This window comes from Massilia polaris, from assembly GCF_012927275.1.
GTDB classification, from domain to species: Bacteria; Pseudomonadota; Gammaproteobacteria; order Burkholderiales; family Burkholderiaceae_D; genus Telluria_A; species Telluria_A polaris.
Genome location: NZ_JABBGG010000006.1, coordinates 1 through 22,878, shown reverse-complemented (window position 1 = coordinate 22,878; position 22,878 = coordinate 1). Strand labels below are relative to the sequence as shown.

General features: G+C 60.4%; 24 protein-coding genes and 1 pseudogene. 18 read left to right on the top strand and 7 right to left on the bottom strand.

Annotated features, from left to right (window positions below; genetic code table 11):
* The first annotated feature begins 138 nt into the window (after positions 1-138).
* Positions 139-2,232, top strand: a complete 2,094-nt coding sequence (locus HHL21_RS11450; protein ID WP_169465903.1) for a site-specific recombinase — start codon at positions 139-141, stop codon at positions 2,230-2,232.
* Entirely contained in the window at positions 2,229-3,623 is a 1,395-nt protein-coding gene (gene cls, locus HHL21_RS11445) for a cardiolipin synthase (protein ID WP_169465901.1), read from the top strand. The genes HHL21_RS11450 and cls overlap by 4 nt, the downstream gene beginning before the upstream one ends.
* Before the next feature lie 45 nt (positions 3,624-3,668).
* Here cls and HHL21_RS11440 read toward each other — a convergent pair whose 3' ends face one another.
* Both HHL21_RS11440 and HHL21_RS11435 read right to left on the bottom strand, forming a co-directional pair.
* Positions 3,669-4,505, bottom strand: coding sequence for a metallophosphoesterase family protein (locus HHL21_RS11440; RefSeq protein WP_169465899.1), 837 nt, complete (start codon positions 4,503-4,505; stop codon positions 3,669-3,671).
* A gap of 92 nt (positions 4,506-4,597) precedes the next feature.
* Entirely contained in the window at positions 4,598-5,311 is a 714-nt protein-coding gene (locus HHL21_RS11435) for a phosphatase PAP2 family protein (RefSeq protein ID WP_169465896.1), read from the bottom strand.
* Between the two features lie 140 nt (positions 5,312-5,451).
* Between HHL21_RS11435 and HHL21_RS11430 the strand changes: the two genes are divergently transcribed.
* Together HHL21_RS11430 and HHL21_RS11425 are read left to right on the top strand one after the other, a co-directional pair.
* The gene (locus tag HHL21_RS11430) at positions 5,452-5,664 is read left to right on the top strand and encodes a hypothetical protein (protein WP_169465893.1); all 213 of its coding nucleotides are present in this window, start codon (positions 5,452-5,454) and stop codon (positions 5,662-5,664) included.
* Between the two features lie 135 nt (positions 5,665-5,799).
* Positions 5,800-6,684, top strand: a complete 885-nt coding sequence (locus tag HHL21_RS11425; RefSeq protein ID WP_169465891.1) for a dienelactone hydrolase family protein — start codon at positions 5,800-5,802, stop codon at positions 6,682-6,684.
* A 94-nt stretch (positions 6,685-6,778) separates the two neighbouring features.
* Here the strand turns inward: HHL21_RS11425 and HHL21_RS11420 are convergent, their stop codons facing one another.
* Positions 6,779-7,231: a hypothetical protein gene (locus HHL21_RS11420; RefSeq protein WP_169465889.1), complete on the bottom strand. Its 453-nt coding sequence runs from the start codon at positions 7,229-7,231 to the stop codon at positions 6,779-6,781.
* Positions 7,232-7,306: 75 nt separating this feature from the next.
* Complete coding sequence (locus HHL21_RS11415; protein ID WP_169465887.1) at positions 7,307-8,206, bottom strand: porin; 900 nt, start codon at positions 8,204-8,206, stop codon at positions 7,307-7,309.
* Positions 8,207-8,431: 225 nt separating this feature from the next.
* On the opposite strand from HHL21_RS11415, the gene HHL21_RS11410 reads away from it, so the two are divergent.
* The 4 genes from HHL21_RS11410 to HHL21_RS11395 are packed head-to-tail and all read left to right on the top strand — an operon-like array spanning position 8,432 to position 12,794.
* Positions 8,432-9,766, top strand: a complete 1,335-nt coding sequence (locus HHL21_RS11410) for an alpha-amylase family glycosyl hydrolase (RefSeq protein ID WP_169465885.1) — start codon at positions 8,432-8,434, stop codon at positions 9,764-9,766.
* 7 nt (positions 9,767-9,773) lie between these two features.
* The gene (locus HHL21_RS11405; RefSeq protein ID WP_169465883.1) at positions 9,774-11,204 is read left to right on the top strand and encodes an aldehyde dehydrogenase family protein; all 1,431 of its coding nucleotides are present in this window, start codon (positions 9,774-9,776) and stop codon (positions 11,202-11,204) included.
* 7 nt (positions 11,205-11,211) lie between these two features.
* The gene (locus tag HHL21_RS11400) at positions 11,212-11,412 is read left to right on the top strand and encodes a hypothetical protein (RefSeq protein WP_169465881.1); all 201 of its coding nucleotides are present in this window, start codon (positions 11,212-11,214) and stop codon (positions 11,410-11,412) included.
* A gap of 53 nt (positions 11,413-11,465) precedes the next feature.
* A complete protein-coding gene (locus HHL21_RS11395; protein WP_169465879.1) occupies positions 11,466-12,794 on the top strand; it encodes a M24 family metallopeptidase in 1,329 nt (442 codons plus the stop codon).
* A gap of 33 nt (positions 12,795-12,827) precedes the next feature.
* Here HHL21_RS11395 and HHL21_RS11390 read toward each other — a convergent pair whose 3' ends face one another.
* On the bottom strand, positions 12,828-13,130 hold the full coding sequence (locus HHL21_RS11390) for a hypothetical protein (RefSeq protein WP_169465877.1): 303 nt from the start codon (positions 13,128-13,130) through the stop codon (positions 12,828-12,830).
* Positions 13,131-13,303: 173 nt separating this feature from the next.
* Between HHL21_RS11390 and HHL21_RS11385 the strand changes: the two genes are divergently transcribed.
* The 5 genes and pseudogenes from HHL21_RS11385 (at position 13,304) to HHL21_RS11365 (ending at position 17,931) form a co-directional block, all read left to right on the top strand.
* A complete protein-coding gene (locus tag HHL21_RS11385) occupies positions 13,304-13,705 on the top strand; it encodes a VOC family protein (protein ID WP_169465875.1) in 402 nt (133 codons plus the stop codon).
* Positions 13,706-14,097: 392 nt separating this feature from the next.
* A complete protein-coding gene (locus HHL21_RS11380) occupies positions 14,098-14,274 on the top strand; it encodes a hypothetical protein (RefSeq protein ID WP_169465873.1) in 177 nt (58 codons plus the stop codon).
* A gap of 624 nt (positions 14,275-14,898) precedes the next feature.
* Positions 14,899-16,065, top strand: a pseudogene (locus HHL21_RS11375) (epoxide hydrolase family protein).
* Positions 16,066-16,162: 97 nt separating this feature from the next.
* Positions 16,163-16,600 (top strand): Ohr family peroxiredoxin, encoded by a 438-nt coding sequence (locus HHL21_RS11370; protein WP_169465871.1) that lies wholly within the window; start codon positions 16,163-16,165, stop codon positions 16,598-16,600.
* Positions 16,601-16,635: 35 nt separating this feature from the next.
* On the top strand, positions 16,636-17,931 hold the full coding sequence (locus tag HHL21_RS11365; protein WP_169465868.1) for an epoxide hydrolase family protein: 1,296 nt from the start codon (positions 16,636-16,638) through the stop codon (positions 17,929-17,931).
* Positions 17,932-17,957: 26 nt separating this feature from the next.
* Here HHL21_RS11365 and HHL21_RS11360 read toward each other — a convergent pair whose 3' ends face one another.
* Complete coding sequence (locus tag HHL21_RS11360) at positions 17,958-18,668, bottom strand: MOSC domain-containing protein (RefSeq protein ID WP_169465860.1); 711 nt, start codon at positions 18,666-18,668, stop codon at positions 17,958-17,960.
* A gap of 13 nt (positions 18,669-18,681) precedes the next feature.
* Positions 18,682-18,966 carry a hypothetical protein gene (locus HHL21_RS11355; protein WP_169465858.1) on the bottom strand — a complete coding sequence of 95 codons (285 nt, stop codon included), beginning with the start codon at positions 18,964-18,966 and terminating at the stop codon, positions 18,682-18,684.
* Between the two features lie 191 nt (positions 18,967-19,157).
* On the opposite strand from HHL21_RS11355, the gene HHL21_RS11350 reads away from it, so the two are divergent.
* The 5 genes from HHL21_RS11350 (at position 19,158) to HHL21_RS11325 (ending at position 21,800) form a co-directional block, all read left to right on the top strand.
* A complete protein-coding gene (locus HHL21_RS11350; RefSeq protein WP_169465840.1) occupies positions 19,158-19,418 on the top strand; it encodes a hypothetical protein in 261 nt (86 codons plus the stop codon).
* Between the two features lie 41 nt (positions 19,419-19,459).
* Entirely contained in the window at positions 19,460-19,633 is a 174-nt protein-coding gene (locus HHL21_RS11345; RefSeq protein WP_206085735.1) for a hypothetical protein, read from the top strand.
* A 32-nt stretch (positions 19,634-19,665) separates the two neighbouring features.
* The gene (locus HHL21_RS11340; RefSeq protein ID WP_169465854.1) at positions 19,666-19,929 is read left to right on the top strand and encodes a hypothetical protein; all 264 of its coding nucleotides are present in this window, start codon (positions 19,666-19,668) and stop codon (positions 19,927-19,929) included.
* 515 nt (positions 19,930-20,444) lie between these two features.
* A complete protein-coding gene (locus HHL21_RS11330; protein WP_169465850.1) occupies positions 20,445-21,545 on the top strand; it encodes a Kelch repeat-containing protein in 1,101 nt (366 codons plus the stop codon).
* Between the two features lie 78 nt (positions 21,546-21,623).
* Positions 21,624-21,800, top strand: coding sequence for a hypothetical protein (locus HHL21_RS11325; protein ID WP_169465848.1), 177 nt, complete (start codon positions 21,624-21,626; stop codon positions 21,798-21,800).
* The last annotated feature ends 1,078 nt before the right edge of the window (positions 21,801-22,878 follow it).

Genomic DNA, 22,878 nt, shown 5'->3' with positions numbered 1-22,878 from the left:
TGCGTCCTTTTAAAGTGTAACCGATGGCCTTAGCGCGTGCAGCGCTTGGCTTCTATGGCTGAGTTTGTACGCTACCGAACAAAGTTCCCGGCGTAAGCGAAGTACACTGTATCTTTAGTATCAAATGTCTCGCCGGCCATGCTTTCCACCCTTGAACGGATCGATCCCCACAGTGACCGTATCGACGTTCTCGTCGAGCTGGTGCACCAGTTGCGCCCGCGCCGGCCACGCGATACCGAGTACGCCATCCAGCGCGTGCGCCTGCTGTGCCAGCTGCTGAAGGGCCAGCCCGCGCAAGCGTCGGCGTTGCACAGCTACATGACACGCCTGCTCGAAAGCCGCCGCCATGCCAGCCTCTACACGGACATCGGCATCCTCTCCAACGATGGCTTCGTCACCGAGCTCAAGGCGCGCTTCGCCTACCGTTTCCTGCCGCCCGCGCTGGGCGACACCTATCTGGCGGACGCGATCGACCAGGTGCTGTACGTCGAGACCGATTACCTGTGGGTGAATGCCGTCCCGGCGGTGTACTGGCTGGAACTGTTCGACGTCGTGAACCACGCCCCGCCTGTCGCGGATGCAGCGCCGGCCAAGGTGCGCCAGGCAACCGTGCTGGGCATGCTGGAAGCGATCCGCACCCTCTCCTGCCGCGTCTGCGCACTGGGCCTGGAGCCGCGCCTGATCCGCAGCCATGCGGCGATCGAGGACTTCGACTCGCCCTTCCTGATGCAGAACATCGAGGTCAACGACTACCTCGACGGCTATGCCCGCCTGCTGGATGGCGCCGAGGGCGACCTGGACGACGCCAAGCACCTGCTGGTCATGCTCGACCAGTGCGATACCGTGGTGGCCAAGATCCGCCGCAATGCATCGAGCCAGGGCACCAGCGTTGCACTGACCTACCTGCTGGTCGCACTGAGCCAGAGCATCGAGCGGCTGCGCAAGCTGCTGTTCCTGGTCGACGTCAGCGGAGAACTGCCGGCCGTGCCCACGCTGGACCTGGACATCATCGCCAGCGATGCAGCGTTGGCCAGTGTCGCGCCGCCCACACCGCACCGGGCCGCAGCCATCTCGCTGGCGCGCGAACTGGTGGAAGCGCACAACAATAAATACGTGATGCGCGACCTGGTGGCGGACAACATCGACCTGCTGGCGCGCAACGTCACCGAAAATGCCAGCCGCACCGGCGAACACTACATTGCCGATACCCGCGGCCAGCTCGGGCACATGTTCCTGTCCTCCGCGGGCGCCGGCTTCATCGTCGGCGTGATGGCGCTGATCAAGATCCTGTTCGGCTACCTGCGCGCCGCGCCCTTGGTTGAGGCGTTCCTGTTCAGCATGAACTACTCGCTCGGCTTCGTGCTGATCCATATACTGCACTTCACGATCGCCACCAAGCAGCCCGCGATGACGGCCTCCCGCATTGCCGCCGAACTATCGGTCAAGGAAGGCCGCCACCTCGACATCGACAGCATGGCCGAACTGGTCAACAAGGTGTTCCGCACCCAAACCATCGCGGTGTTCGGCAACCTCGCGACCGTGATTCCAAGCGCATGGGCGATTGCGTACGGCTGGCAATGGATGACGGGCAAGCACCTTGTCACACCCCAGAAGGCGCTTGGCTTACTGCACGACATCGACCCGCTTAACAGCCTGGCATTGTTCTACGCGGCGATTGCCGGCGTCTGCCTGTTCGTCGCCGGCCTGATTTCCGGCTACTACGACAACAAGGCGCTGTACACGCGCATGGCGCAGCGCGTGTCGCAGCTGCGCCGGCTCGGACGCTTGCTGGGACCGGAACGCATGCCGCGCTTTGCCGCCTATGTCGAGAACAATCTCGGCGGCCTGATGGGTAACTTCTTCTTCGGCATCCTGCTTGGCACGATGGGCACGCTTGGCTACCTGCTCGGGCTGCCGCTCGACATTCGCCACGTCACCTTCTCCGCCGCCAATTTCTCCACCGCGATGGTGGCGCTCGACAACAACGTCACCTGGCGCCTGGTGGCGCTGTCGGTGGCCGGCTTCTTCGCCATTGGCACCGTCAACCTCGTGGTCAGCTTCGGGTTGGCGCTGTGGGTGGCGCTACGCGCCCGTGAAATCCATTTCGACCAGGGGATTCAGTTGCTCCAAAGCCTGGGTCGGCGCTTTGTGGCCGCGCCGATCCAATTTTTCATTGGGCCAAAAGATAGTGCGCCGGGCGAGCCCGGCATTCAAGCAAGGGGAACAAAATGAACGTCGCGCGCTGGTTGGCCACCTCGTTGGCAACATTGGTGGTCGGGGCAAGCATGGCGGCTTGCGCCTCACTGCCTGATTCGTCCGAATTCAATCAAACCCCGGTCGCCAAGGCAAATCCGACCGTTGCGACGCCGAAAGGCCGATTGCAGGGGAAACAGGCAGCCGAGCTGTTGAAGCGACGTTGGGCGCATGCGGCGCCCGACCTCAAGGAACTGGCGGTGCTGGAAGAAGCGGCGACCGGCGTGCCCCTTATTGCCGGCAACAAGGTAACGCTGCTGTTCGATGGCCCGGCAACCATGCGCGCGATGATGGAAGCGGCCAAGGCCGCCACGACCACGATCAACCTCGAGACCTACATTTTCGACCAGGATGAAATCGGCATACAGTTTGCCGACATTCTCATCGAGAAGCAGAAACAAGGCGTCACCGTCAACGTACTGTACGACAGCGTCGGCACCATCGGCACGCCGAAGGAGTTCTTCGAACGCATGCGCAATGCGGGCATCAGCCTGATTGCGTTTAACCCGGTCAATCCCGCGGCGCGCGGCGGCAAATGGGAAATCAACAACCGCGACCACCGCAAGCTGATGATCGTTGATGGGCGTGCGGCATTTACGGGCGGCCTCAACATCAGCAGCACCTACGCCAACAGCTCCTTCTTCCGTTCGCGCCGCACACCGGCGACGGTCAACGCAAAGGATGTCGGCTGGCGCGATACGCACATCAAGATCGACGGGCCGGCTGTCGCCGCTTTGCAGTGGACCTTCATCAATGCATGGGTGCAGCAAGAAGCAGGCGAACTGCCGCAGCGCGAGTACTTCCCGAAACTTGCGCCGGCGGGCGACAAGGTGCTGCGCGTGCTTGCCACCGAGCCGGGGCGGGATTCCGAGATTTACAAATCGTTCGTGGTGGCGATCCGGGAAGCGAAGAAATCGATCCATGTTACGTCGGCTTACTTTGTTCCGGACCCGCAGATCGTGCGCGAACTCAGCGCGGCTGCGCGGCGCGGCGTGGACGTCAAACTGGTGCTGCCGGGCGTCACCGACCATGGACTGGTGTTCCACGCGGGACGGGCGTTTTATGACGAGTTGCTGGAAAACGGCGTGAAGATTTACGAACTGCAGGTCGCGGTACTGCACGCGAAGGCGGCGGTGATCGACGGATCGTGGTCGACGGTCGGGTCGGCCAATATCGACCGGCGCAGCTTCCTGCACAACTACGAGCTCAACGTTGTGGTGCTTGATCCCGCCTTCGGGACGGAGATGGAGAGCGCGTTCAACGAAGATTTGCGCGATTCGAAGCAAGTGACACTGGAAAAATGGCGCGACCGGCCATGGGCGGACCGCCTCAAGGAATGGGCCGCGCGGCTGACCGAATACTGGATCTGACCGGCGCATGCACCTTATCTGATCGGGCGGCGACGGTACCTGCCCTCACAACCCTGCCGCGTACAAGCCATCCGTGTGCGCGGCCCACACATTCCCTGACCGAAGAAACTTCTCGGTACTGATCACCGAGAACATCTTCCCCACCATATCCCAGCCGTAGCGATCGACCTCCACCTTGTCATGTTCGACCCGCACCACGTTAAAAGAGTTCACCTCGCCGCGTCCGCGGGTTGATGTCGCCGTACCCGCCTGGACCACCAGCGCCGCGTACTCGCTCATCTGATAGCGGTCCGCGGTACTGCCCGAATGACTGGCGTGCATGTGCCCCGACAGCAGCAAATCGACGCCGCACTCGGAGAACGCCGCCATCGCCATCGGCGCACGGTCGACCAGGTCCCCTTCATCTGCATGCGCCGGCAGGTCGAACGGATGGTGGGTAACGACAATGCGCGTGATATGGCGGTCCAGCCCGCCGAGCCTGGCGCGGATCGCCGCCACCTGTTCGTGGTTCACGCGCCCGTCCTTGAACGTGAGCGAACGCGCGGTGTTAACACCCATCACTGCGATCTCATCGTCCATGTACACCGGTTCGAGCTCATCGGTGATATAGCGCTTGAAGCGGTCGAGCGGCAACACGAAGCGGCGGAACACGTTGTACAGCGAAATGTCGTGATTGCCGGGCACGATAATCTGCGGCCCGGGCAAGGTATCGAGCCAGGCCTTCGCCTGCTCGAACTGCCCGCTCCTGGCACGCTGGGTCAGGTCGCCCGACACCACCACCACGTCCGGCGCGATGCGGTGCACCAGGTCGCGAAGCGGGACCAACAATTCCTCATCGACCCGGCCAAAATGAAGGTCGGACAAGTGAACCAGGGTACGCATGTCAACTCCTCGGGACGCGCTTCGCGGTTTCCGCCGGCGCAAGGTGCCAACATTACCCCGACTTCGTCCTGACCGGCCACACGGATGGCGTTTCAGGCGGTCGCCCGGGCGGCGCGGCGCCGGCGCAAGGTCGACACCCCGGTAATGCAGACGGCCAGCCAGCCGCATCCCTCGGCGATTGCGGCCAGCACATCGCTCAGGTAATGCACGCCCAGATACATGCGGCTCAGGCCCACCAGGCCCACCATCACGCACGCGCCAAGCACGATCAGGCAGCGCGCCTTCCAGCGGCTTGCGACACAGACCAGGTACGCCGCGACCAGCCCATACAACAGCGTGGCCGCGACCGTGTGCCCGCTGGGGAAACTGTAGGTGGTCAAGGTGAGCAGCGGGTTGTCCAGGCTCGGTCGTGCGCGCTGGAAAATATGCTTGAGCACGACGTTCAGCAGCATTCCACCCGGCACCGAAACAAGCAGCGCCAGCAGCCAGTACGGCGCCTTGCGCAGGTAAAAATAAATGCCGAGCACGCTCGTCATGACCAGCATGCCGGCCGTATTGTGAGCGTGCGTCAGGTACAGCATCGCCTGCGTAAAGGCGGGCGTGGCGCGCGCGTTGAACCAGCGCGCAAGCCATTCATCCAGGATCGTGATCTCTTCCGCGTCGACGACTTCCTCCGCAATGCCGCCGAACACCCAGGCGGCGCACAGCATCAGCGCGATGCCGACCGTGAAATGGAGGCCCAGTTCTTCACCGGGGGTCAGGCGCGCGGCAATGAACTTGTGAACGCGGGGGTAAACTTCTTTCATGGAGACATCGATTCCGGCAGTTGGTCAAAAAACCACACATCTAAAAATAACTGTTTATTCGTACAGTAGCTGTGGATTTATACAGTGGCTGTGCTATTCTGGAATCACTCGATCAACGCAAACCTTTAAAGGACCTTGTCATGACCACCTTGAACAGCACCTTCGGTATGGAATACGCCCCAACTCCTTTCATGATCCGCTTCGGTCGTCGCGAAATGCTGGTGACGCGCGATTTCCGCAAGCGCTTCTATGCGGTCAACCCGTTCATCGAATGCGATACCGGCGTCGAGCCAGGCCACGTCGAGATCCTGCTGTTCAGCCGCTGGCTGCTGATCCTGTCGAAGGCTCACTAAGCTTCGCGCATAATAGACCACATCTCCGGCTCACCTCGCATCGTCGTCTATGCGTGTGCGGATGAAAACCGCGTTATCATCGATTCTCAAGCAGAGCAAGTCCTGAGAATCCGACCAATAACAAGGAGACCGGCAATGACGCGCAAGACCGCAAACGACTTCGATCCAGAATTACTGAAACTGTTCGACCAGTATGTACACGGCCAGATTGACCGCCGCGGCTTCCTGTCCTCGGCCAGCCGTTACGCGGTAGGCGGCGCGACCGCCGCCAGCTTGCTCGCTGCCCTGTCGCCAAGCTGGGCTGCCCAGCAGGTAGCGCCAACCGATGCGCGCATCAAGACCAGCTACGTCACCTACCCGTCGCCAAACGGCTACGGCGAAATGCGTGGCTACCTGGTCCAGCCGGCCAACGCCAAAGGCAAGCTGCCGGCCGTATTGGTGGTGCACGAAAACCGCGGCCTGAACCCGCACATCGAAGACATCGCCCGCCGCGTCGCGCTTGAAGGCTTCATCGCGTTCGCGCCCGACGCCCTGTTCCCGCTCGGCGGCTACCCCGGCGATGAAGACAAGGCACGCGAGCTATTCGGCAAGCTGGACCAGGCAAAAACGCGCGCCGACTTCGTCGAAGCCACCAAGGTCATCGAAAAACTTCCGAACGCAAGCGGCAAGGTCGGCGTGGTCGGCTTCTGCTACGGCGGCGGCATTGCGAACTATCTGGCGACGGCCGTCCCGGATATCGATGCAGCCGTGCCGTTCTACGGCCAGCAGGCGCCAGCGGCGGACGTCAAGAAGATCAAGGCGCCCTTGCTGATCCATGACGCCGAGCACGACGAACGCATCCTTGCGGGCTGGCCGGCGTATGAAGCAGCGCTCAAGGCCAACAAGGTGGACTACCAGCACTTCATCTACGCGGGAACGCAGCACGGCTTCAACAACGACACGACACCGCGTTACGATGAAGCCGCCGCCAAACTGGCATGGAAGCGCACCATCGACTTCTTCAAAACACACCTCGCCTGATTACTGCGCACGTAAAAACGCCAGGCCGTGCAAGCATGCGCGGCCTGGCGTTTTGCTCCTCGTCCTTCCCGCGAAGGCCCCGGGGGACTGGCTTTTACTTGCGGCCAGCATCCTCGCGGCGGCCGGTATGCTCGCCCGGCGGAGCGCTGCCGAGAAATTCAATATCGTCCTCGCTCAGCGCTTCGGTCGGCATCGTCTCGATGTGATCGACATCGATGTCGGCGCCGTCACGTGCGATGCTGTCGCGGCCCGCTGAGGCGCGCTCGCCGGTACCGCTTGAATCGCTGTCGCTGTCCAGGTTGGCGTCGCCCACGTCAGGGCCTGCGCCGCCAGCGCTGCTGGTGTCCATGTCGGAGGTGGTGCCGCCGCCAAGGTCAAGCGATTCGGTCCGCTCGAGATCCAGGCCAAGGCCAGGGCCGCCGGCGATGTCGCTGCCGCTGTCGGAAGAATCGCTCGGCCCGAGCGCGCCGGTGCCATGGCCACGTCCAAGGACGCGGTCCGGGCTCTCGGGGAAATTATCGGGATCTAAGGTGCTATTGCCAGACATACTGCCTCCAACGACGGTGAGTGGATTTGTTAAAACAGGCTACGCTTTCTTTGCGCCAGGCGGCGCACGAGGCAATCAGAAAGCGTGCCGCATGCCGACGTTAATGGCAGCGTTCTTGCTGCCCGGCATAACAGAACTGTGGATGGCCTGGCCCGCGATGCTGCGGATTTTGGTCACCGAGCATGTGGTGTAGAAGTCGGTACGGCGCGAGACCGCGTAGGTGGCGCCGAGCGCGAATTGGTCGGCGTCATAGTTGGCCAGGTCGCGGTCGTTCTTGCGGATGAATGAAGCGAGGAAGGTCGTTTCGCCCATCGGCAACGCGATGCCAATCAGTTTGTCGCGGCTGTCCGTTGACGGCGTCGCGCTGAGCGATGCACCGTAAGGATTGTCCGGGTTCCACAAGGGCGAGCTGCCCCAGCCGCGGCTGGCGCTATAGGCGGCGTACACCTTGGCGGCGCCGAGCTTGATATTCGCGGCGATGACGCTGTTCTTCGCCGACATGTTATTCCCGAACGACATGGCCGGCACGATCTTCGCGACGTTCTTGTTCTGGTGCGCGATGCGCATCATCACCCCGCTGCGCTCCAGGCCTAATGACACGCCCCAGGCGCGATTGCCGGAGGCGTTACCGCGTGAGTCGATGATGCCGTAGCGCGCGACAGACGAGCCGCCGTCGTTTTCCCTGGTGTAGTACTGGACGCTGCCGGTGATACGCTTTCCCTCACGCTTGGCGCCAAGCGCAAACGGCGCCTCGGCGACGCCGTCGAAGGCTTCGCCAACGCCCAGCAAACTCAGGTAACGAAAACTATAGGGCTTCAGTACCGACAGACCGTCATGCTGCGGCGCGCAGTCGGAACAGGCGCCTTCGATCACGCCGTCCGCTTCGAGCACACCGTAGACCGACACGGACGACTGGGCATGCGCCAGCCCAGCGCAAGCGCTGAGGACGACGACAACGAGGCAGGATGCTTTCATGACTGTGATCCGGAATTAATCTTTCGACATGCCCCTTTATCCCCCAATTTCCCCCTGAGTTCCGTCAGTTACCACACATAAGCGCAGCTTGCTTTAAACCAAGCTTATCCGTTGAACCACCTGACAGGCCCATCTTCCCTCTAGCCCACGTATCGGCGCCCCTCGCCAGCGTGTATTATTCTCACCGCAACTAATTTCTTTTACTGCTGACATAAGGTGACACAGATGAGATTCGCCGCGCGCCGTTTCGCTTCCCTGATTGTTGCACTGTGCGCCGCAGGCGCTCCCCTGGTCCATGCGAAAACGCCTGCACCTGCAGCCCCCGCCGCGGCGAACCACGTCGAATGGTCGCGCAACGCGAACATCTATGAAGTCAACATACGCCAATTTACGAAGGAAGGCACGATAAATGCGTTTGCCACCCACCTTCCGCGGCTAAAAAAGATGGGCGTCGACATCCTGTGGCTGATGCCGGTGCAAGCAATCGGCGAAAAGAACCGCAAAGGCAAGCTCGGCAGCTACTACGCCGTGCGCGATTACACGGCAGTCAATCCCGAATTCGGCACCATGGACGACATGAAGCGCCTGGTGAAACAGGCGCACGGCCTGGGCATGCGCGTCATCCTCGACTGGGTGGCCAACCACACCGCGTGGGACAACCCGTGGGTCACGCAGCACAACGACTGGTACAAGAAAAACGAAAAAGGTGAAATCTACCCGGTCACCTTCCACGAAGGCGCCGAACCCGAATACTGGACCGACGTTGTCGCGCTCGACTACACCAAGCCGGAAGTCTGGAAGGCAATGACCGACGCGATGGGCTTCTGGGTACGCGAAGCCGACCTCGACGGCTTCCGCTGCGACGTCGCCGGCCTGCTGCCGATTCCGTTCTGGAACCAGGCGCGCGCCGAGCTCGACAAGATCAAGCCGGTGTTCATGCTGGCCGAATGGGCCGAACCGAAGCTGCATGAACAAGCCTTCGACATGACCTACGGCTGGGACCTGGCCGACGTGATGAAACAGGTCGCCCAAGGCAAAGCCGACGCGGACGAACTCAAGCGCGTGTTCACGCATCCGGATAAGGTATTCCCGGCGCACGCCTACCGGATGCGTTTCACCAACAACCACGATTTCAACTCCTGGCAAGGCAGCGATACCGAGCTGTACGGCCCGGCATTCAAGACGATGGCTGTGCTCGCGGCCACCCTGCCCGGCATGCCGCTGATCTACAGCGGCCAGGAATCGGTCCTCGACAAGCGCCTCGCGTTCTTCGAGAAAGACCAGATCGACTGGAAAAACTACCCGCTGGAAGGCTTCTACAAAAACCTGCTCAAGCTGAAGAAAGACAACAAGGCGCTGTGGAACGGCCAGTACGGCGGCACGCTGGAGTTCATCGACACTGCCAACGACAAGGTCATCGCCTACCATCGCAAGCTGGACGGCAATACCGTTACCGTTGTCGCCAACGTTTCCGGCAACGACCAGCAATTCGCGTTAGGGGGTGCGAAGGCGCGCAAGACCATGGCGGCCTGGACCTGGCAGATCCTCACCAAACAATAGGACAATAATGAAGCAGAACTATATCGACGGCGCCTGGGTTGACGGCGCAAGCAGCACCGCGAACATCAACCCATCGAACACCAATGACGTGATCGGCCACTACACGCAGGCCGACGCGCAGCAGGCGCAGCTGGCGATCGCCGCCGCCGCCGCGGCAGCGCCTGGCTGGGCCCTGTGGAACATCCAGATGCGCGCCGACGCGCTCGACAAGATCGGCACCGAAATCATCGCCCGCAAGGAAGAACTCGGCACCTTGCTGTCGCGCGAAGAAGGCAAGACCCGCGTCGAAGGCATCGGCGAAGCGGGCCGCGCCGGCACCATCTTCAAGTTCTTCGCGCAGGAATGCCTGCGCCTGCGCGGCGACAAGCTGCCGTCGGTACGGCCCAACCTGGATATCGAGATCACGCGCGAGCCGGTCGGCGTGGTCGGCATCATCGCCCCATGGAACTTCCCGATTGCGATTCCTGCATGGAAGATCGCCCCCGCCCTCGCCTACGGCAATTGCGTACTGTTGAAGCCAGCGGAACTGGTTCCCGGCAGCGCCTGGGCGCTGGCAGAAATCATCAGCCGCGCCGGCTTGCCGAATGGCGTGTTCAACCTCGTGATGGGCCGCGGCAGCGTGGTCGGCCAGGCATTCCTCAACGACCGCCGCGTGAACGCGATCAGCTTCACGGGCTCGGTCGGAACCGGCGCGAAGGTAGCGCAGGCAGCGATTGGCCGCCTCGCCAAGATGCAGCTGGAAATGGGCGGCAAGAACCCGATGGTCGTGCTGAATGACGCCGACCTCGCCACGGCCGTCAACTGCGCCGTGCAAGGCTCGTTCTACTCCACCGGCCAGCGCTGCACGGCATCGAGCCGCCTGATCGTCGAGAAAGGCATCTACCCGGCATTTGTGGCGGCAGTAAAAGAAAAGCTGGCAAGCCTGACGATCGGCGATGCACTTGCGGCCGGCACCGACATCGGCCCGGTCGTCGACCAAAGCCAGCTTGAGCAGGACCTGGACTACATCCGCATCGGCCGCGACGAAGGCGCCACGCTGGCATTTGGCGGCGAACGCATCGAATGCGCCACGCCGGGCTTCTACCTGCGCCCTGCCCTGTTCACCGACTGCAGCAACGCCATGCGCATCAGCCGCGAAGAAATCTTCGGCCCTGTCGCCAGCGTGATCCCTGCCGACAATTACGAACACGCGCTGGCCCTGGCCAACGATACGCAGTTCGGCTTATCGAGCGGCATCGTCACGCAATCGCTGAAACACGCCACCCACTTTAAACGCCACGCTCAGGCCGGCATGGTGATGGTCAACGTACCGACGGCCGGCGTCGACTATCACGTGCCATTCGGCGGCAGCAAGGGATCGAGCTACGGCTCGCGTGAGCAAGGCACCTACGCCGCCGAATTCTTCACGACGGTCAAGACCGCGTACTGCGGAGTATAGCGAGCGCATGAAATACCTGATCACGCTCGCCGCCCTGTTTTTCCTGTTCTGGACGATCATGAACAAGGCGAGCAAGCGAGGCAAGCTCAACGAAGGCGCGAACAAGGCCGTGAAGTCGCTGGCGACAGCGATGCGCTATTTCATCATCGGCCTGATCGTGCTGGGGCTCATCGCCTTTGTATTTGTATTCGTCAGCCACCCACGCTAAAAAGCGTCGTTCGCGCGCAGGCGGGAACCGATAGAACAACGGAGTCGCTCGAAATGAAAAAGCTTCTGCTATCCCTACTCCTCATTGCGGCCGGCGCGGCTCAGGCACAAGCCCTGCCGGTACGAGACCAGGCGCGCATCGTCAACGAAATCCTGGCAGAACGCCTCGATCTACTGCTGCCGGCGCTGATGAAAAAGAACGACATCGACATGTGGGTCCTCATCTCGCGCGAATACAACGAAGACCCGGTCCTTAAAACCATGCTGCCAGCCGAGTGGCTCAATGCACGCCGCCGCACGATTCTCGTGTTCTACCATAATCCCAAAACATCGAAGTATGAAAAGCTCGCCATCGCACGTTACGACGTCGGGGCGGCGATCAAGGGCGCGTGGGACATGAGGCGTTTCCCCGATCAGTGGGACGCGCTGGCCGACGTCATCAAAACGCGCATGCCCACCAGAATTGGCATCAACACCTCCGCCGCGTACGGGCACGCGGACGGCATGGATCAGACTGATTACGCAGAGTTCATGCGTACTCTGCCATCTGGCTACAAGAACAAGGTGGTGTCAGCTGAAAAGCTGGCCGTGATGTGGCTGGAGGCACGCACCGACCGTGAAATGCAGTTCTATCCGCAACTGGTCAATGCAACCCACAAGATCATTGCCAACGGTTTCTCGGAACAGGTAATTACTCCGGGCGTGACGACGACCGAAGACCTTGAATGGTGGTTCCGCCAGAAAATCCGGGACAGCGGCTACGACACGTGGTTCCACCCGACCGTATCCGTACAGCGAAACGACCCAGCTGAAGTCAAAAACTTCGCTGTTCGTCCCAAGCGCAATATCATCATCCCTGGCGACCTGTTGCACGTCGACATAGGCATTAGCTACCTGCGCCTCAACACGGACGTGCAACAGCATGCCTACGTGCTGAAGCCTGGAGAGAAGGACGTTCCGGCTTCGCTGAAAGCAGCTTTCGCCAACGGCAACCGTCTGCAGGACATTTTGACCAGCCACTTTAAACAAGGGCGCAGCGGCAACCAGATTCTGGCCGCTGCACTGGCCCAGGCGAAAGCCGAGGGCATCGGTGCGACGATCTACACGCATCCCCTCGGGCTGCACGGGCATGCAGCGGGCCCGGCGATCGGCATGTGGGACATGCAGGGCGGCGTGCCGGGCAGCGGTGAGTTCCCGATGCACTACAAGACGGCCTATTCGATCGAGCTTAATGCCGAATCGACCGTGCCGGAATGGGGCAAGACGGTCCGCATGATGCTCGAAGAGGATGGCTATTTCGATGAATCTGGCTTCCGCTATCTCGACGGGCGGCAAAAGCAGATCTACCCGATTCCACGGCCAACTGGACAGATCGGCTTCTAGCCGGCCGGGGCGAAGTGATTCTGTTCCGCCGTCCTACCGCGTTTCCTTGACTGCGATATCGACCAAGGTTTTGCCGTCAGGACTGACAATGCACTTCGCGACCATCCGGGAGGCCATGCCCATCTCATTCTTAGCGGAGAACGCGATCGAGACGTCCAGCTGTCCTTTTGCGTCCTTTGCCACTGCCGGATCTTCGTTGGTGTAGTCAACCGACTTGCTGTTGACAGCGCGCGACTCGATGGTATCCATGCAGGTGCGACGCGCGGCAGCGTCGAGCGGACTGACAGGCGCTGAGGTTTTTCCGCATCCAGCCACTGCAACGGCAATCAAGAACATTATTTTCTTCATTTTCCCTCCATACTTTTTGCAGATAATACACGAGGAAAAACGACCGCTGCAAACCAGTATTCCTGGCGTTCGTCGGAAAAATTCGGCTGACCTGTCGATTTCGGCGACGTTCGAACGTCGTAGTGGATGAAGCATCTTTCAATCCACCATGAGGGACTACCATGAACAAGCAAATTTTCGTCAATCTACCGGTCAAGGACCTGAACAAGTCCAAGGCATTCTTCGCTGCATTGGGATACACCTTCAACCCACAATTTTCCGACGACCACGCGGCCTGCATGATCATTTCGGACGACAGCATCTACGCCATGCTACTGGTGGAAGACTTCTTCAAGACGTTCACGAACAAGCGGATCGCCAACGCGCACGAGGTTACGGAAGTGCTGACTTGCCTGTCCTGCGAGAGTCGTGAGGAAGTCGACGGTCTGGTGGCAAAAGCCCTGGCGGCCGGCGGCAAGGCGCCACGCGCTCCACACGACCACGGCTTCATGCATGCCCACGGCTTTGAGGATCTTGACGGGCATATCTGGGAACTTGTGCATATGACTGGCCGGCCATGGTAATCGCCGCTCCTGGATGAAATGTCGCAGAAGAGCCAGTGAAACAATCTTCTCCATCCGGCACAAAACGCCCGGATTTTCTATCCCGGGCGGCTGCTTCGCACGGCGAATGTTCAATATGGGCTCGATGCGGGCTCGCCCGAAGTGTTCGTCCAGGTATCGTCAGGTAGCGTGCGGTCGCGATGGCACACCCGGTCGTGTTCGGGATAGGTGATCTTGTCTGAGCGGGCTTTCTTCCTTTAATCGATGAACGCGCCCCAGGCTGGAGGATTGAAGCCAAAATGAGCGATTCCGCCCGTCTCGGAAAAGCCAATAGTGCACGACATTTCGGTCGCAGAAGGCTGAGAAGTTGCTTTTTTTATTGAAGCGTGACTACAATTCCAAGAATATTCCAATTGATCGCACTGACGAATCTGTCTCGTGGGCCTGTCGCGGCCGGCCTGGAGCTGCTGCGTGAATTGGGCGCGATCACGTCCGCCAAGAACGGCAACGGCTGCATCTGTACCCTGGTGGGAATCGACACGCCCGGCGACTACTGCGAACTGCCGCAAGGGCATTTGCGTACAGGATAATTTTTGGGCCACCCTTCCAAATCTGCAAGTGCCGCATATGCAGGACGGTGTTTCGGGCAGCGTTGAGCGCCAATGCGCGCTTCACTGGCGACAACACGCCAATCATCACTATGATTCTTCGCAAGCCGGGCGGTAAACAATGAAGCGCGCGGTTTGATCAGAAAGAATCATGCCCCTGCCGTTTGGGGCAAAAAATTGCACTGGTCCGGGAATCCCTGCTCGTCCGCTCGATTGCAAGCGGCTTGTAGGATTCCCTTGCGTCTGCCAAGTCGGCGACAGCGACCGGAGTTTCCGACGCTTTTGTCGGCGGCGTTTTAACGCCAACGGCACTAAATACTTTCGGTACCTTGGTAGCGAGCATCGCTGCCAGTTCGCTTTGGATCTTCAAACTCGCTGCCGCATCCTTCGAACGGAGAGGGGCAGTCCAGTAGGCCGGTGCGTAGCTCGGACCAAGCAGTTTCAGACTGAGTAATGGGTCTTGCAATAACTTTGCGAGCGCCTACACTGCTATATGCTCCTGTTTCGTATAACCCCGGCGTTCGATCTGTACAAAGCCCCGATATGTTGTTCGGCATGATTCGCCATTGCTGAGCCTCCTTCGGTAGCAAGCATGAGTCAGGGAAAATGAAACCATTTCGCGTTGAGGTGCCCGATGAAGTGCTCAGCGATCTGCAGGCGCGTCTCCAGCGCACGCGTTGGGTCGATGACTTCGCTAACGAAGACTGGCAGTACGGCACCAACACCGCCTACCTCAAGGAACTGGTGGCCTAACTGGTGGCCTACTGGATCGACGGCTACGACTGGCGCAAGCAGGAACGCGCAATCAATGCGTATCCCCAGTGCCTTACCGAGATCGACGGGATGCCGATCCACTTCATTCACGTGCGCGGCAAGGGGCCCAATCCGAAGCCGCTGATCCTTTCGCACGGCTGGCCCTGGACCTTCTGGGAGTATCGGAAAGTGATCGATCCCCTCAGCGATCCCGGCGCGCACGGCGGCGATCCCGCGGATGCCTTCGACGTGGTGGTGCCGTCATTGCCGGGCCATGGATTTTCTACGCCGCTGCGTCAGACCGGCATCAATTTCTGGCGCACCTCCGGGCTGTGGGTGACGCTCATGGAACAGCTGGGCTATCCGCGTTTCGCCGCGCACGGCGCCGACTGGGGCGCATTGATCACGGCCGACCTGGGGCACCGCTATCCCGAGCGCGTGATGGGCGTGCACTTCCCGATGATGCTGCCACTGGACCTGTTCAGCGGCGGCCTGCCGGCACCCGAAGACTACGACGCCGACGAAGCATCGATGGCCGCACGCCTGCAGCACTTCTTTTCCGCCGAGTCGGCCTACTCGGCACTGCAAAGCACGAAGCCGCAGACCATCGCGGCGGCGCTCAACGATTCGCCGGTGGGACTGGCAGCGTGGATAGTCGAAAAGCAACGCAGCTGGAGCGATTGCCACGGCGACGTCGAAATCCGCTTCACCAAGGACGATCTGCTGACCACGATCATGATCTACTGGGTCACGCAGAGCTATGGCACGTCGGCGCGGTACTACTACGAGGCCGCACACCATCCCTGGACGCCGGTGCACGAGCGCATGCCCGTGGTCGAGGCTCCGGTCGGCATTTCGGTGTTGCCGGAGGAGGTATGTAGCGCCCCACGCCGCTGGGCCCAGCGCTACTACAACCTCAAGCAGTGGCGGCATCACACCAGCGGCGGCCACTTTGGGGCCTGGGAAGAACCGCAAGCCATCATCACGGACGTCCGCGATTTCTTCCGGGCGCTGAGTTGAGGGGGAATCGGCCAGCTTCCCTGATGCACGCGATCAGGGAGGCCAGGGAACGTCGTCGCGTGTGAAAAATACCAAGCACAACTATAAGGAGATAACCATGAGCAAAATTGAAAAGGTCCTGGTCACCGGCAAATCCAACACCACTGCCAGCGGCGGCCATGGAGGCAACGTGACCATCAAGACCTCGTCGCCTGGCAACAGTGCCGCACGGGGAGACGTGTTCGAGGCCATCCCGCCCCATCCGATGGCGGAACAATTATTTGCGGGAGCGTGGTCGGCCTGCTACAGCGCCGCAGTCGCTCTGGTGGCCAAAGAAAAGAATGTGACACTGCCGGATGGAATGGCCGTGGAGATCGAAGTGGATCTGGGGCAGACCGGCGATGCGTACTTCATCCAGGGCCGTATCAACCTCATCGTGCCGGGCCTCGCACACGATGTCGCCACCGCGATTGCGCACGCCGCCGACCAAGTTTGTCCGTATTCGAAGGCCACGCGCGGCAATATCGACGTGGTCGTGCGCGTTACCACCGCTTAATTCGACAACCATATGCCGCGCTAAAAGGAGTAACGATGAATACCAAAGAGCTCAACTATTATCGCCGTCGCCTGGTCGGCACTGTTGCCGCGGGTATTGCCGCCGCAGGGATGGGCGGCTTGTTTCCAGGGATGGCTGGTGCGGCAACCGGTGGCAACGCCATCCGCCCGTTTCGGGTCAAGATTGCTGAAGCGGAGCTTGTCGACATGCGCAGGCGGATCAACGCGACCAGGTGGCCGGAAAGGGAAACCGTCAAGGATGATTCGCAAGGGGTACAGCTCGCCACGATTCAAGCGCTCGCACGCTACTGGGCGAAAGACTACAACTGGCGCAAGGTGGAGGCGAGGCTGAATTCGCATCCGCAATTTATGACCGAGATCGATGGGCTGGACATCCACTTTCTTCACATCCGCTCGAAGCACGAGAACGCGTTGCCGCTCATCGTTACACACGGATGGCCCGGGTCGATCATCGAGCAGATGAAGATCATCGAACCGCTGACCAATCCCACCGCGCACGGTGGCAGTGCCTCGGATGCATTCCATCTGGTGATTCCATCGATACCCGGCTATGGCTTCTCGGGCAAGCCCGGCACCACCGGCTGGAACCCCCAGCACATCGCGCGTGCCTGGGTCGTGCTGATGAAGCGCCTCGGTTACACGAAGTTCGTGGCGCAGGGCGGCGATTGGGGCGCGGTCATCACCGAGGAGATGGCCGTGCAGGCTGCTCCAGAATTGCTCGGCATTCATACCAACATGCCCGGAGCGATTCCTGTCGACATCGACAAGTTGGCGTTCTCAGGTGCGCCGGCGCCATCCGGTCTGACGCCTGACGAGAAGATCGCCTACGATCGCCTGCAATTCGTCTACCAGAAGGGCATCGGCTATGGCTTCCAGCTGGGCTTGCGTCCCCAGACCATGTACGGCCTGGCCGATTCTCCGGTCGGCCTGGCTGCCTATTTCCTCGACCACGACGAGCGCAGTTACCGGCTGATCTCGCGCGTCTTCGCAGGGGAGAGCGCCGGCCTCACCCGCGACGACATCCTCGAAAACATCACCCTCACCTGGGTGACGAACACGGCAATTTCGTCGGCCCGTCTCTACTGGGAGAACAAGCTCTCGTATTTCGGCGTCAAGGGAATCACCATCCCGGTCGCCGTCAGCGTCTACCCTGACGAGCTCTATCCCACGCCGCGCAGCTGGGCCGAGCGGGCATACCCCAAACTCATCTATTACAACAAGCTCGACAAAGGCGGGCACTTTGCAGCCTGGGAACAACCAAAGATCTTTTCAGAAGAGGTTCGCGCGGGCTTCCGGCCGTTGCGAACCTAGTTGCCTGCGCCTTCAGAGGCGCAGGCTTACGGTTCATCAAGGCGGCGCGTCCAGTCTTCCATACGTCCTGACTGGACTCGCCGCGCGAACGTGGTTTTCCAGTTGGCCGATAACTGCTCAATGGTGGCGGCCTGAAGCCACTCGTCCAGTAAGTTGTCCGCAGCAAGGTCCGAGGGAAAGAGCGCGCCGATCAGCCGTTCCAGCGGCCACGCCGGGCAAGGCCGCTGTATCAGTTCGAGCCGATCGTGTCGGGCGATCCGGCCTTCCTTGAGAACGCGGTAATACCAGCCAGTGGCGCCCGAGATTTGCATCGCGAGCGCTGCGCCCTGACGCCCAAGATGGCGGTTCAGTTTCCAGCATGGCTGGCGACCCTGCGAAACCTGTAGCAGCGCGGTGCCGGCCTGGTAAATATCGCCGATAAAGACACTGCTTTCCGTCATGCCTGTGGTGGATAGGTTTTCACCAAATGCGCCAGGCACCAGGGGCACGCGACTGTCCGGGTAGCGTGAGCGCCAATGTTCGTAATGCTCGCTCGCATATTGATGGACGGCCTTTTCTGGCCCGCCATGAAAGACCGTGTCCCCCTGCTCATCGCCGCTCAAGCCTCGAAAGGAAAGTTGCACTGGCTCTTCGAGCGAACTTTTCACGATACCACTTAATACGGGCGATTCACCGTTCCGTGCCAGCGGCCTGGCGCGGCCAATGAACAGCGCTTCAATCGAAGCCGGGGCGTGCATTTGGGCTGCTCGCTCAGGCCTGGTGCTCTTGCGCGCCGATATGGGCGATTTCGGAGTGGGGCGCAATCGACAATACTTTCGTTCCCACCACCAGGCTTGGCAACTCGACGACACCGTGTGCGACAGCGCGGAATTTGAATTCAGGATGCAGGCTCAGGTCGATGATGCTCAAGCCAGGAATAGTGCGTTCCAGGGTTTGCGCGATATCGAGACATAGATTGCAGCCGTCATGAAAAAGGACTGGCTGGCCGTCAATGTCGTCGGCCGGGTTCCCGACGGCGTTTGCGGGTTGGTTCATATTGCACCTCTTTGGTTGATTTGGTTAGGCGTCCTAATAATATGCTCGAATCATACCAGAAAAGACCAGGTAGTGAAGTGCCGTGCCTAACTCGCGGAGGGCGGAGGGTAATCTGTTGCCTATTCGTACAACATTTCCTTGTAGGTTGATAAGGGAGCGAATAAATCGGACGATGACTGCATCCTTAGTTAATGCAGTCCGCAAATACGCGGAAGTGGGTCGGCACGTTCGTGCGTTGGTACAACGAGGAGCATCGTCACAGCGCCATCAAGTTCGTTACGCCGGCACAGCGTCACGCGGGGCTGGAGCGACATCATTACTTCAATGCGTTCGGAAAGACCAAAGGCGCCATGAGCCTGGCTCAGATCCTCGAATCGCGTCAACGCAAAGACAGACACGGCACACCAGGGCCATTGCTTTCTGACATTAGCCGCAAGACGCTGTACTTCTAACGGTGCACCCGGACGACCATCCAACGTTTTCATACTGGCGCGTGGCGGCAAAAGACCAAGCGATCTTCACCGACTCGTCGAAGCAGACAGTGGCCTATCTGTATTTCCCTTTACCCAATGATGGTGTGCATGATGGTGAAGTCAAACAGGGTCACAGCATGTTGGAAGTGCTGCGCCGCGCATTTATTGGCGATCCGATCATGCCATCGGCGTAGCGGCCGAACAGTTAACAATCGCATTCAATGCCATGGCCAAACCGAAGCGCAAACTGACCGCCGCCCAGAAGAGGGAGAAGGCGCAGTTCATGACTATCTTCATCAACGGAAAACAAAGGCGCGTGCGTCGTCCGGTCCTGATCGACGGCCTGGATCCCGATGAGTTCTACTTGCGAAATGCCGATTCGATCGCGCTGCATCAAGACGGGCTGTGGGAATGCATGGCGGAGGCCGAACAAGGCGACATCGCTTTCACCAATGCGAATGACGCGGATTGCTTCGGTCATTCAGGCTGAACAGTTACGAAGAAGATACGTTGATCAAGATGCTCACTCAGATGATCGCCGCATCTCAGGAACGATCTCTTGAATTTGGATTTTCTAAAAGCAAGTAAGTATAGTTGAGGCGGGAAACTCGGTTCGGCACTGAGTTTTCCCTCCCCTGGAGTTCCCCAGCCGATGTCGAATTTGCAATCCACAACCCACTGATGGGCTACTCGCCATCTGAACACCATACGGTGTTCGTTGATGTTGCCGCTACCCGGTTCGGCAAGGCCGTGAAGAACAGTTCGCTTGTCGATAAACCCAATCAAGCATCGGTAGCTGTCAGTTACACAAGGCGCCCGACGGCTACGGGCCGGCAATCGTCCAATGGCTGGGCGACCGCACCGGCAGCCGGCGCGTGGTGCGGCCGGCGGCGAAATAAGCGGAAGCAGCTGATGCCGACGGGAAAATTGGCACGCCACTATAATAAGCCTGGTCTTCACGGCGCCACGGGCGCCGCCCCCGATTAAACTACCAGGTCCCTACCCATGCCTACATCAGCGCGCATTGCCCTCTTGCTCATCGGTGCCTTCAGCCTGGGCGGCCCCGCCCTGGCCCAGCATCCCCGCGCTGCCGCAAAGGCCGCGCCGGTCAAGCTGTCGCCAGCCCCCGTCGCCCGCGCAAACTGGGCCGTTACCCGCGCCGGCAACGAGGTGTTTGCGTTCTACGGCCTGGGCGAAGGCAAAGCCAGCAGCGACATCGCGCGCGATGTCCATGCGCTCGACCTGACTTCGGGGCAATGGCGAAAAGTCGGCGACATCCCTGTCAAAGAGGGCCGCCTTGCCAGTGCCGCCGTCACCGTTGACGGCTCGGTTTACCTGTTCGGCGGTTACACCGTGTCGCCCACGGGCGAAGAAGTATCCACGCCGGAAGTGCTGCGCTTTGCGCCGGCCAGCGGCCGCTTCGAGACCGAATCGACCATGCCGGTCCCGGTCGACGACATGGTCGCCGTGTCCTGGCGCGATCGCTGGATCGTGCTGGTCAGCGGCTGGCACGACAAGGCCAATGTGGCCGACGTCCAGATTTACGATACCCAGACCAAACAATGGACGAGCGGAACGCCTTGGCCGGGCAAGCCGGTATTCGGCCACGCCGGCGGACTGGTCGGCGACGCCATGGTCGTCTGCGATGGCGTTACCTCGGCCAAGGGTGCGGATGGGAAGAATGTATTTGCCATCACCAATGAATGCTGGCAAGGCAAGCTTGATGCGGGCCAGGTTGGCAAAATCAGCTGGCAGCAGCTTCCCGCGCACCCAGGCGCACCGCTGTACCGGTCCGGTTCGCTCGGCACCACCACCGGCGGCGCGGCGCGCATCGTCTTTGCCGGCGGCAGCGGCCGGCCGTATAACTTCAACGGCATCGGCTACGACCGCCTGCCCTCGGAGCCGTCGGCTGCGGTGTTCAGCTATGTGCCTAAAAGCGGAAAGTGGGAAACCCACGCGCCCCTGCCCGAAGCGGGCATGGATTTCCGTGGACTGGTCGACCTCGGCGGTGACTACGGCTTGTTCGGCGGCATGCGCGCCGCGCAACAAGTCAGCGCCGATATCATCCGCTTCCGTGTGCAGCCAGCAAAGGCGGGCAAGCGCTGAATTGTTCCGCCTCATTGGACGCCGACATTTCCTGTGTACCATCAATCCCATCGCTGTTGACGGGAATGGAACGCAGTTATGGACGACTCAACCAGGCTTACCGCGGAACACGACCAGCACACCTATGAGCTGACGCTCAAAATGTGGGAGCAGCGCAATACCACGCTGCTGTTCCTGCTGCTGGTTGTCGGGGCGGCCGAGTCGGCCGCGTGGTGCCACCGCAAAAGATGCAGCCATTCACCGGGACGAAAATGAGATTCTTGCCATGGGCCTCGATCAAGAGCTGGATTTCGCTTAACGTGATCAAGCAGCCAGTACCGGAAATCCGCGCGAGCAATGCCAACATAACGCAGGGTGCTACCTGTGCCCACAAGGCCGTTGTGTGGGTGCGCTAAACGACCGCGATGACCCCGACTTGGCGAAGCCTCCGCCGTCAACGTCGGGCCGTTGCATTCTCGTACCCGGCGCGGTTGGATTCGTGCGACTGAGGGTTTCGATGGAGGCAGCGTACGCGCACGCCGCGCGGCGAGCAGCAAAGGAGCAGGAAAACGTTCCGCCCCACCTCTGGAAGCCGCCTGGCTACGATGAACAAGACCTACCAGCGTTCCTCAAGTCAGTTGCCGATTGAGGTCCCGTCCGGCGTGCGACGTTTTCATGTGCTTTGGCGAGCCAGGCCATGTGTGACACAGCGCCACCATGCACCACACGTTCATGGCATGGATGACGATGAGTGCAGTGAGTAGAAGTACATCGAATGTCATGATCATCGGCGGCTGAATGGGATTAACAGATCATGCCATCGCCGAACAAATTCGCCTTGGTGAATTACGCCATACGACCCGCGGTCGCGTGCGAATCCAGAACACGCCGAAAAAATTTTTGATTTTTCTATGCGCGAAAATTTTTGAGGGAAGTGTCTATAAATTACACACGAGGCCGGGGGTGCCTTCGACCTCCCCCCGTGGGGGTGGGGGTGGGGGTGGACGTGACAAGCGCGCCAGCGGGCCTAACTCAGGACTCGGGCGAACGAAAATGCGGTTGATCGCGTACATACGACGTGCGCGCAAACTGAGTGGCCATGGATCAAGGGCCGCCCCCCCGACTGCACTCACCCGAAGTGGACATTGCCGATGAACTAAGTCTTTGATTGGGTATTCCGGCCCATCGTGACCAGTGATTCCGGTCTATCGTGACCGGTCATTCTGGCCATCGTGACCACCCATTCCGGTCTATCGTGACCGATTTCGGCCGCCACCGGAATCAGCGGTCACGATGCCGGAATCAGCGGTCACGATACCGGAATGGTGTCGTACAACACCGAAATGATGTTACG

What these genes read in the sequence shown, in the direction of transcription:
- HHL21_RS11450 (WP_169465903.1), top strand. Translation starts at nt 139, where the DNA reads ATGCTTTCCACCCTTGAACGGATCGATCCCCACAGTGACCGTATCGAC.
- cls (WP_169465901.1), top strand. Translation starts at nt 2,229, where the DNA reads ATGAACGTCGCGCGCTGGTTGGCCACCTCGTTGGCAACATTGGTGGTC.
- HHL21_RS11440 (WP_169465899.1), bottom strand. Translation starts at nt 4,505, where the DNA reads ATGCGTACCCTGGTTCACTTGTCCGACCTTCATTTTGGCCGGGTCGAT.
- HHL21_RS11435 (WP_169465896.1), bottom strand. Translation starts at nt 5,311, where the DNA reads ATGAAAGAAGTTTACCCCCGCGTTCACAAGTTCATTGCCGCGCGCCTG.
- HHL21_RS11430 (WP_169465893.1), top strand. Translation starts at nt 5,452, where the DNA reads ATGACCACCTTGAACAGCACCTTCGGTATGGAATACGCCCCAACTCCT.
- HHL21_RS11425 (WP_169465891.1), top strand. Translation starts at nt 5,800, where the DNA reads ATGACGCGCAAGACCGCAAACGACTTCGATCCAGAATTACTGAAACTG.
- HHL21_RS11420 (WP_169465889.1), bottom strand. Translation starts at nt 7,231, where the DNA reads ATGTCTGGCAATAGCACCTTAGATCCCGATAATTTCCCCGAGAGCCCG.
- HHL21_RS11415 (WP_169465887.1), bottom strand. Translation starts at nt 8,206, where the DNA reads ATGAAAGCATCCTGCCTCGTTGTCGTCGTCCTCAGCGCTTGCGCTGGG.
- HHL21_RS11410 (WP_169465885.1), top strand. Translation starts at nt 8,432, where the DNA reads ATGAGATTCGCCGCGCGCCGTTTCGCTTCCCTGATTGTTGCACTGTGC.
- HHL21_RS11405 (WP_169465883.1), top strand. Translation starts at nt 9,774, where the DNA reads ATGAAGCAGAACTATATCGACGGCGCCTGGGTTGACGGCGCAAGCAGC.
- HHL21_RS11400 (WP_169465881.1), top strand. Translation starts at nt 11,212, where the DNA reads ATGAAATACCTGATCACGCTCGCCGCCCTGTTTTTCCTGTTCTGGACG.
- HHL21_RS11395 (WP_169465879.1), top strand. Translation starts at nt 11,466, where the DNA reads ATGAAAAAGCTTCTGCTATCCCTACTCCTCATTGCGGCCGGCGCGGCT.
- HHL21_RS11390 (WP_169465877.1), bottom strand. Translation starts at nt 13,130, where the DNA reads ATGTTCTTGATTGCCGTTGCAGTGGCTGGATGCGGAAAAACCTCAGCG.
- HHL21_RS11385 (WP_169465875.1), top strand. Translation starts at nt 13,304, where the DNA reads ATGAACAAGCAAATTTTCGTCAATCTACCGGTCAAGGACCTGAACAAG.
- HHL21_RS11370 (WP_169465871.1), top strand. Translation starts at nt 16,163, where the DNA reads ATGAGCAAAATTGAAAAGGTCCTGGTCACCGGCAAATCCAACACCACT.
- HHL21_RS11365 (WP_169465868.1), top strand. Translation starts at nt 16,636, where the DNA reads ATGAATACCAAAGAGCTCAACTATTATCGCCGTCGCCTGGTCGGCACT.
- HHL21_RS11360 (WP_169465860.1), bottom strand. Translation starts at nt 18,668, where the DNA reads ATGCACGCCCCGGCTTCGATTGAAGCGCTGTTCATTGGCCGCGCCAGG.
- HHL21_RS11355 (WP_169465858.1), bottom strand. Translation starts at nt 18,966, where the DNA reads ATGAACCAACCCGCAAACGCCGTCGGGAACCCGGCCGACGACATTGAC.
- HHL21_RS11350 (WP_169465840.1), top strand. Translation starts at nt 19,158, where the DNA reads ATGCAGTCCGCAAATACGCGGAAGTGGGTCGGCACGTTCGTGCGTTGG.
- HHL21_RS11340 (WP_169465854.1), top strand. Translation starts at nt 19,666, where the DNA reads ATGGCCAAACCGAAGCGCAAACTGACCGCCGCCCAGAAGAGGGAGAAG.
- HHL21_RS11330 (WP_169465850.1), top strand. Translation starts at nt 20,445, where the DNA reads ATGCCTACATCAGCGCGCATTGCCCTCTTGCTCATCGGTGCCTTCAGC.
- HHL21_RS11325 (WP_169465848.1), top strand. Translation starts at nt 21,624, where the DNA reads ATGGACGACTCAACCAGGCTTACCGCGGAACACGACCAGCACACCTAT.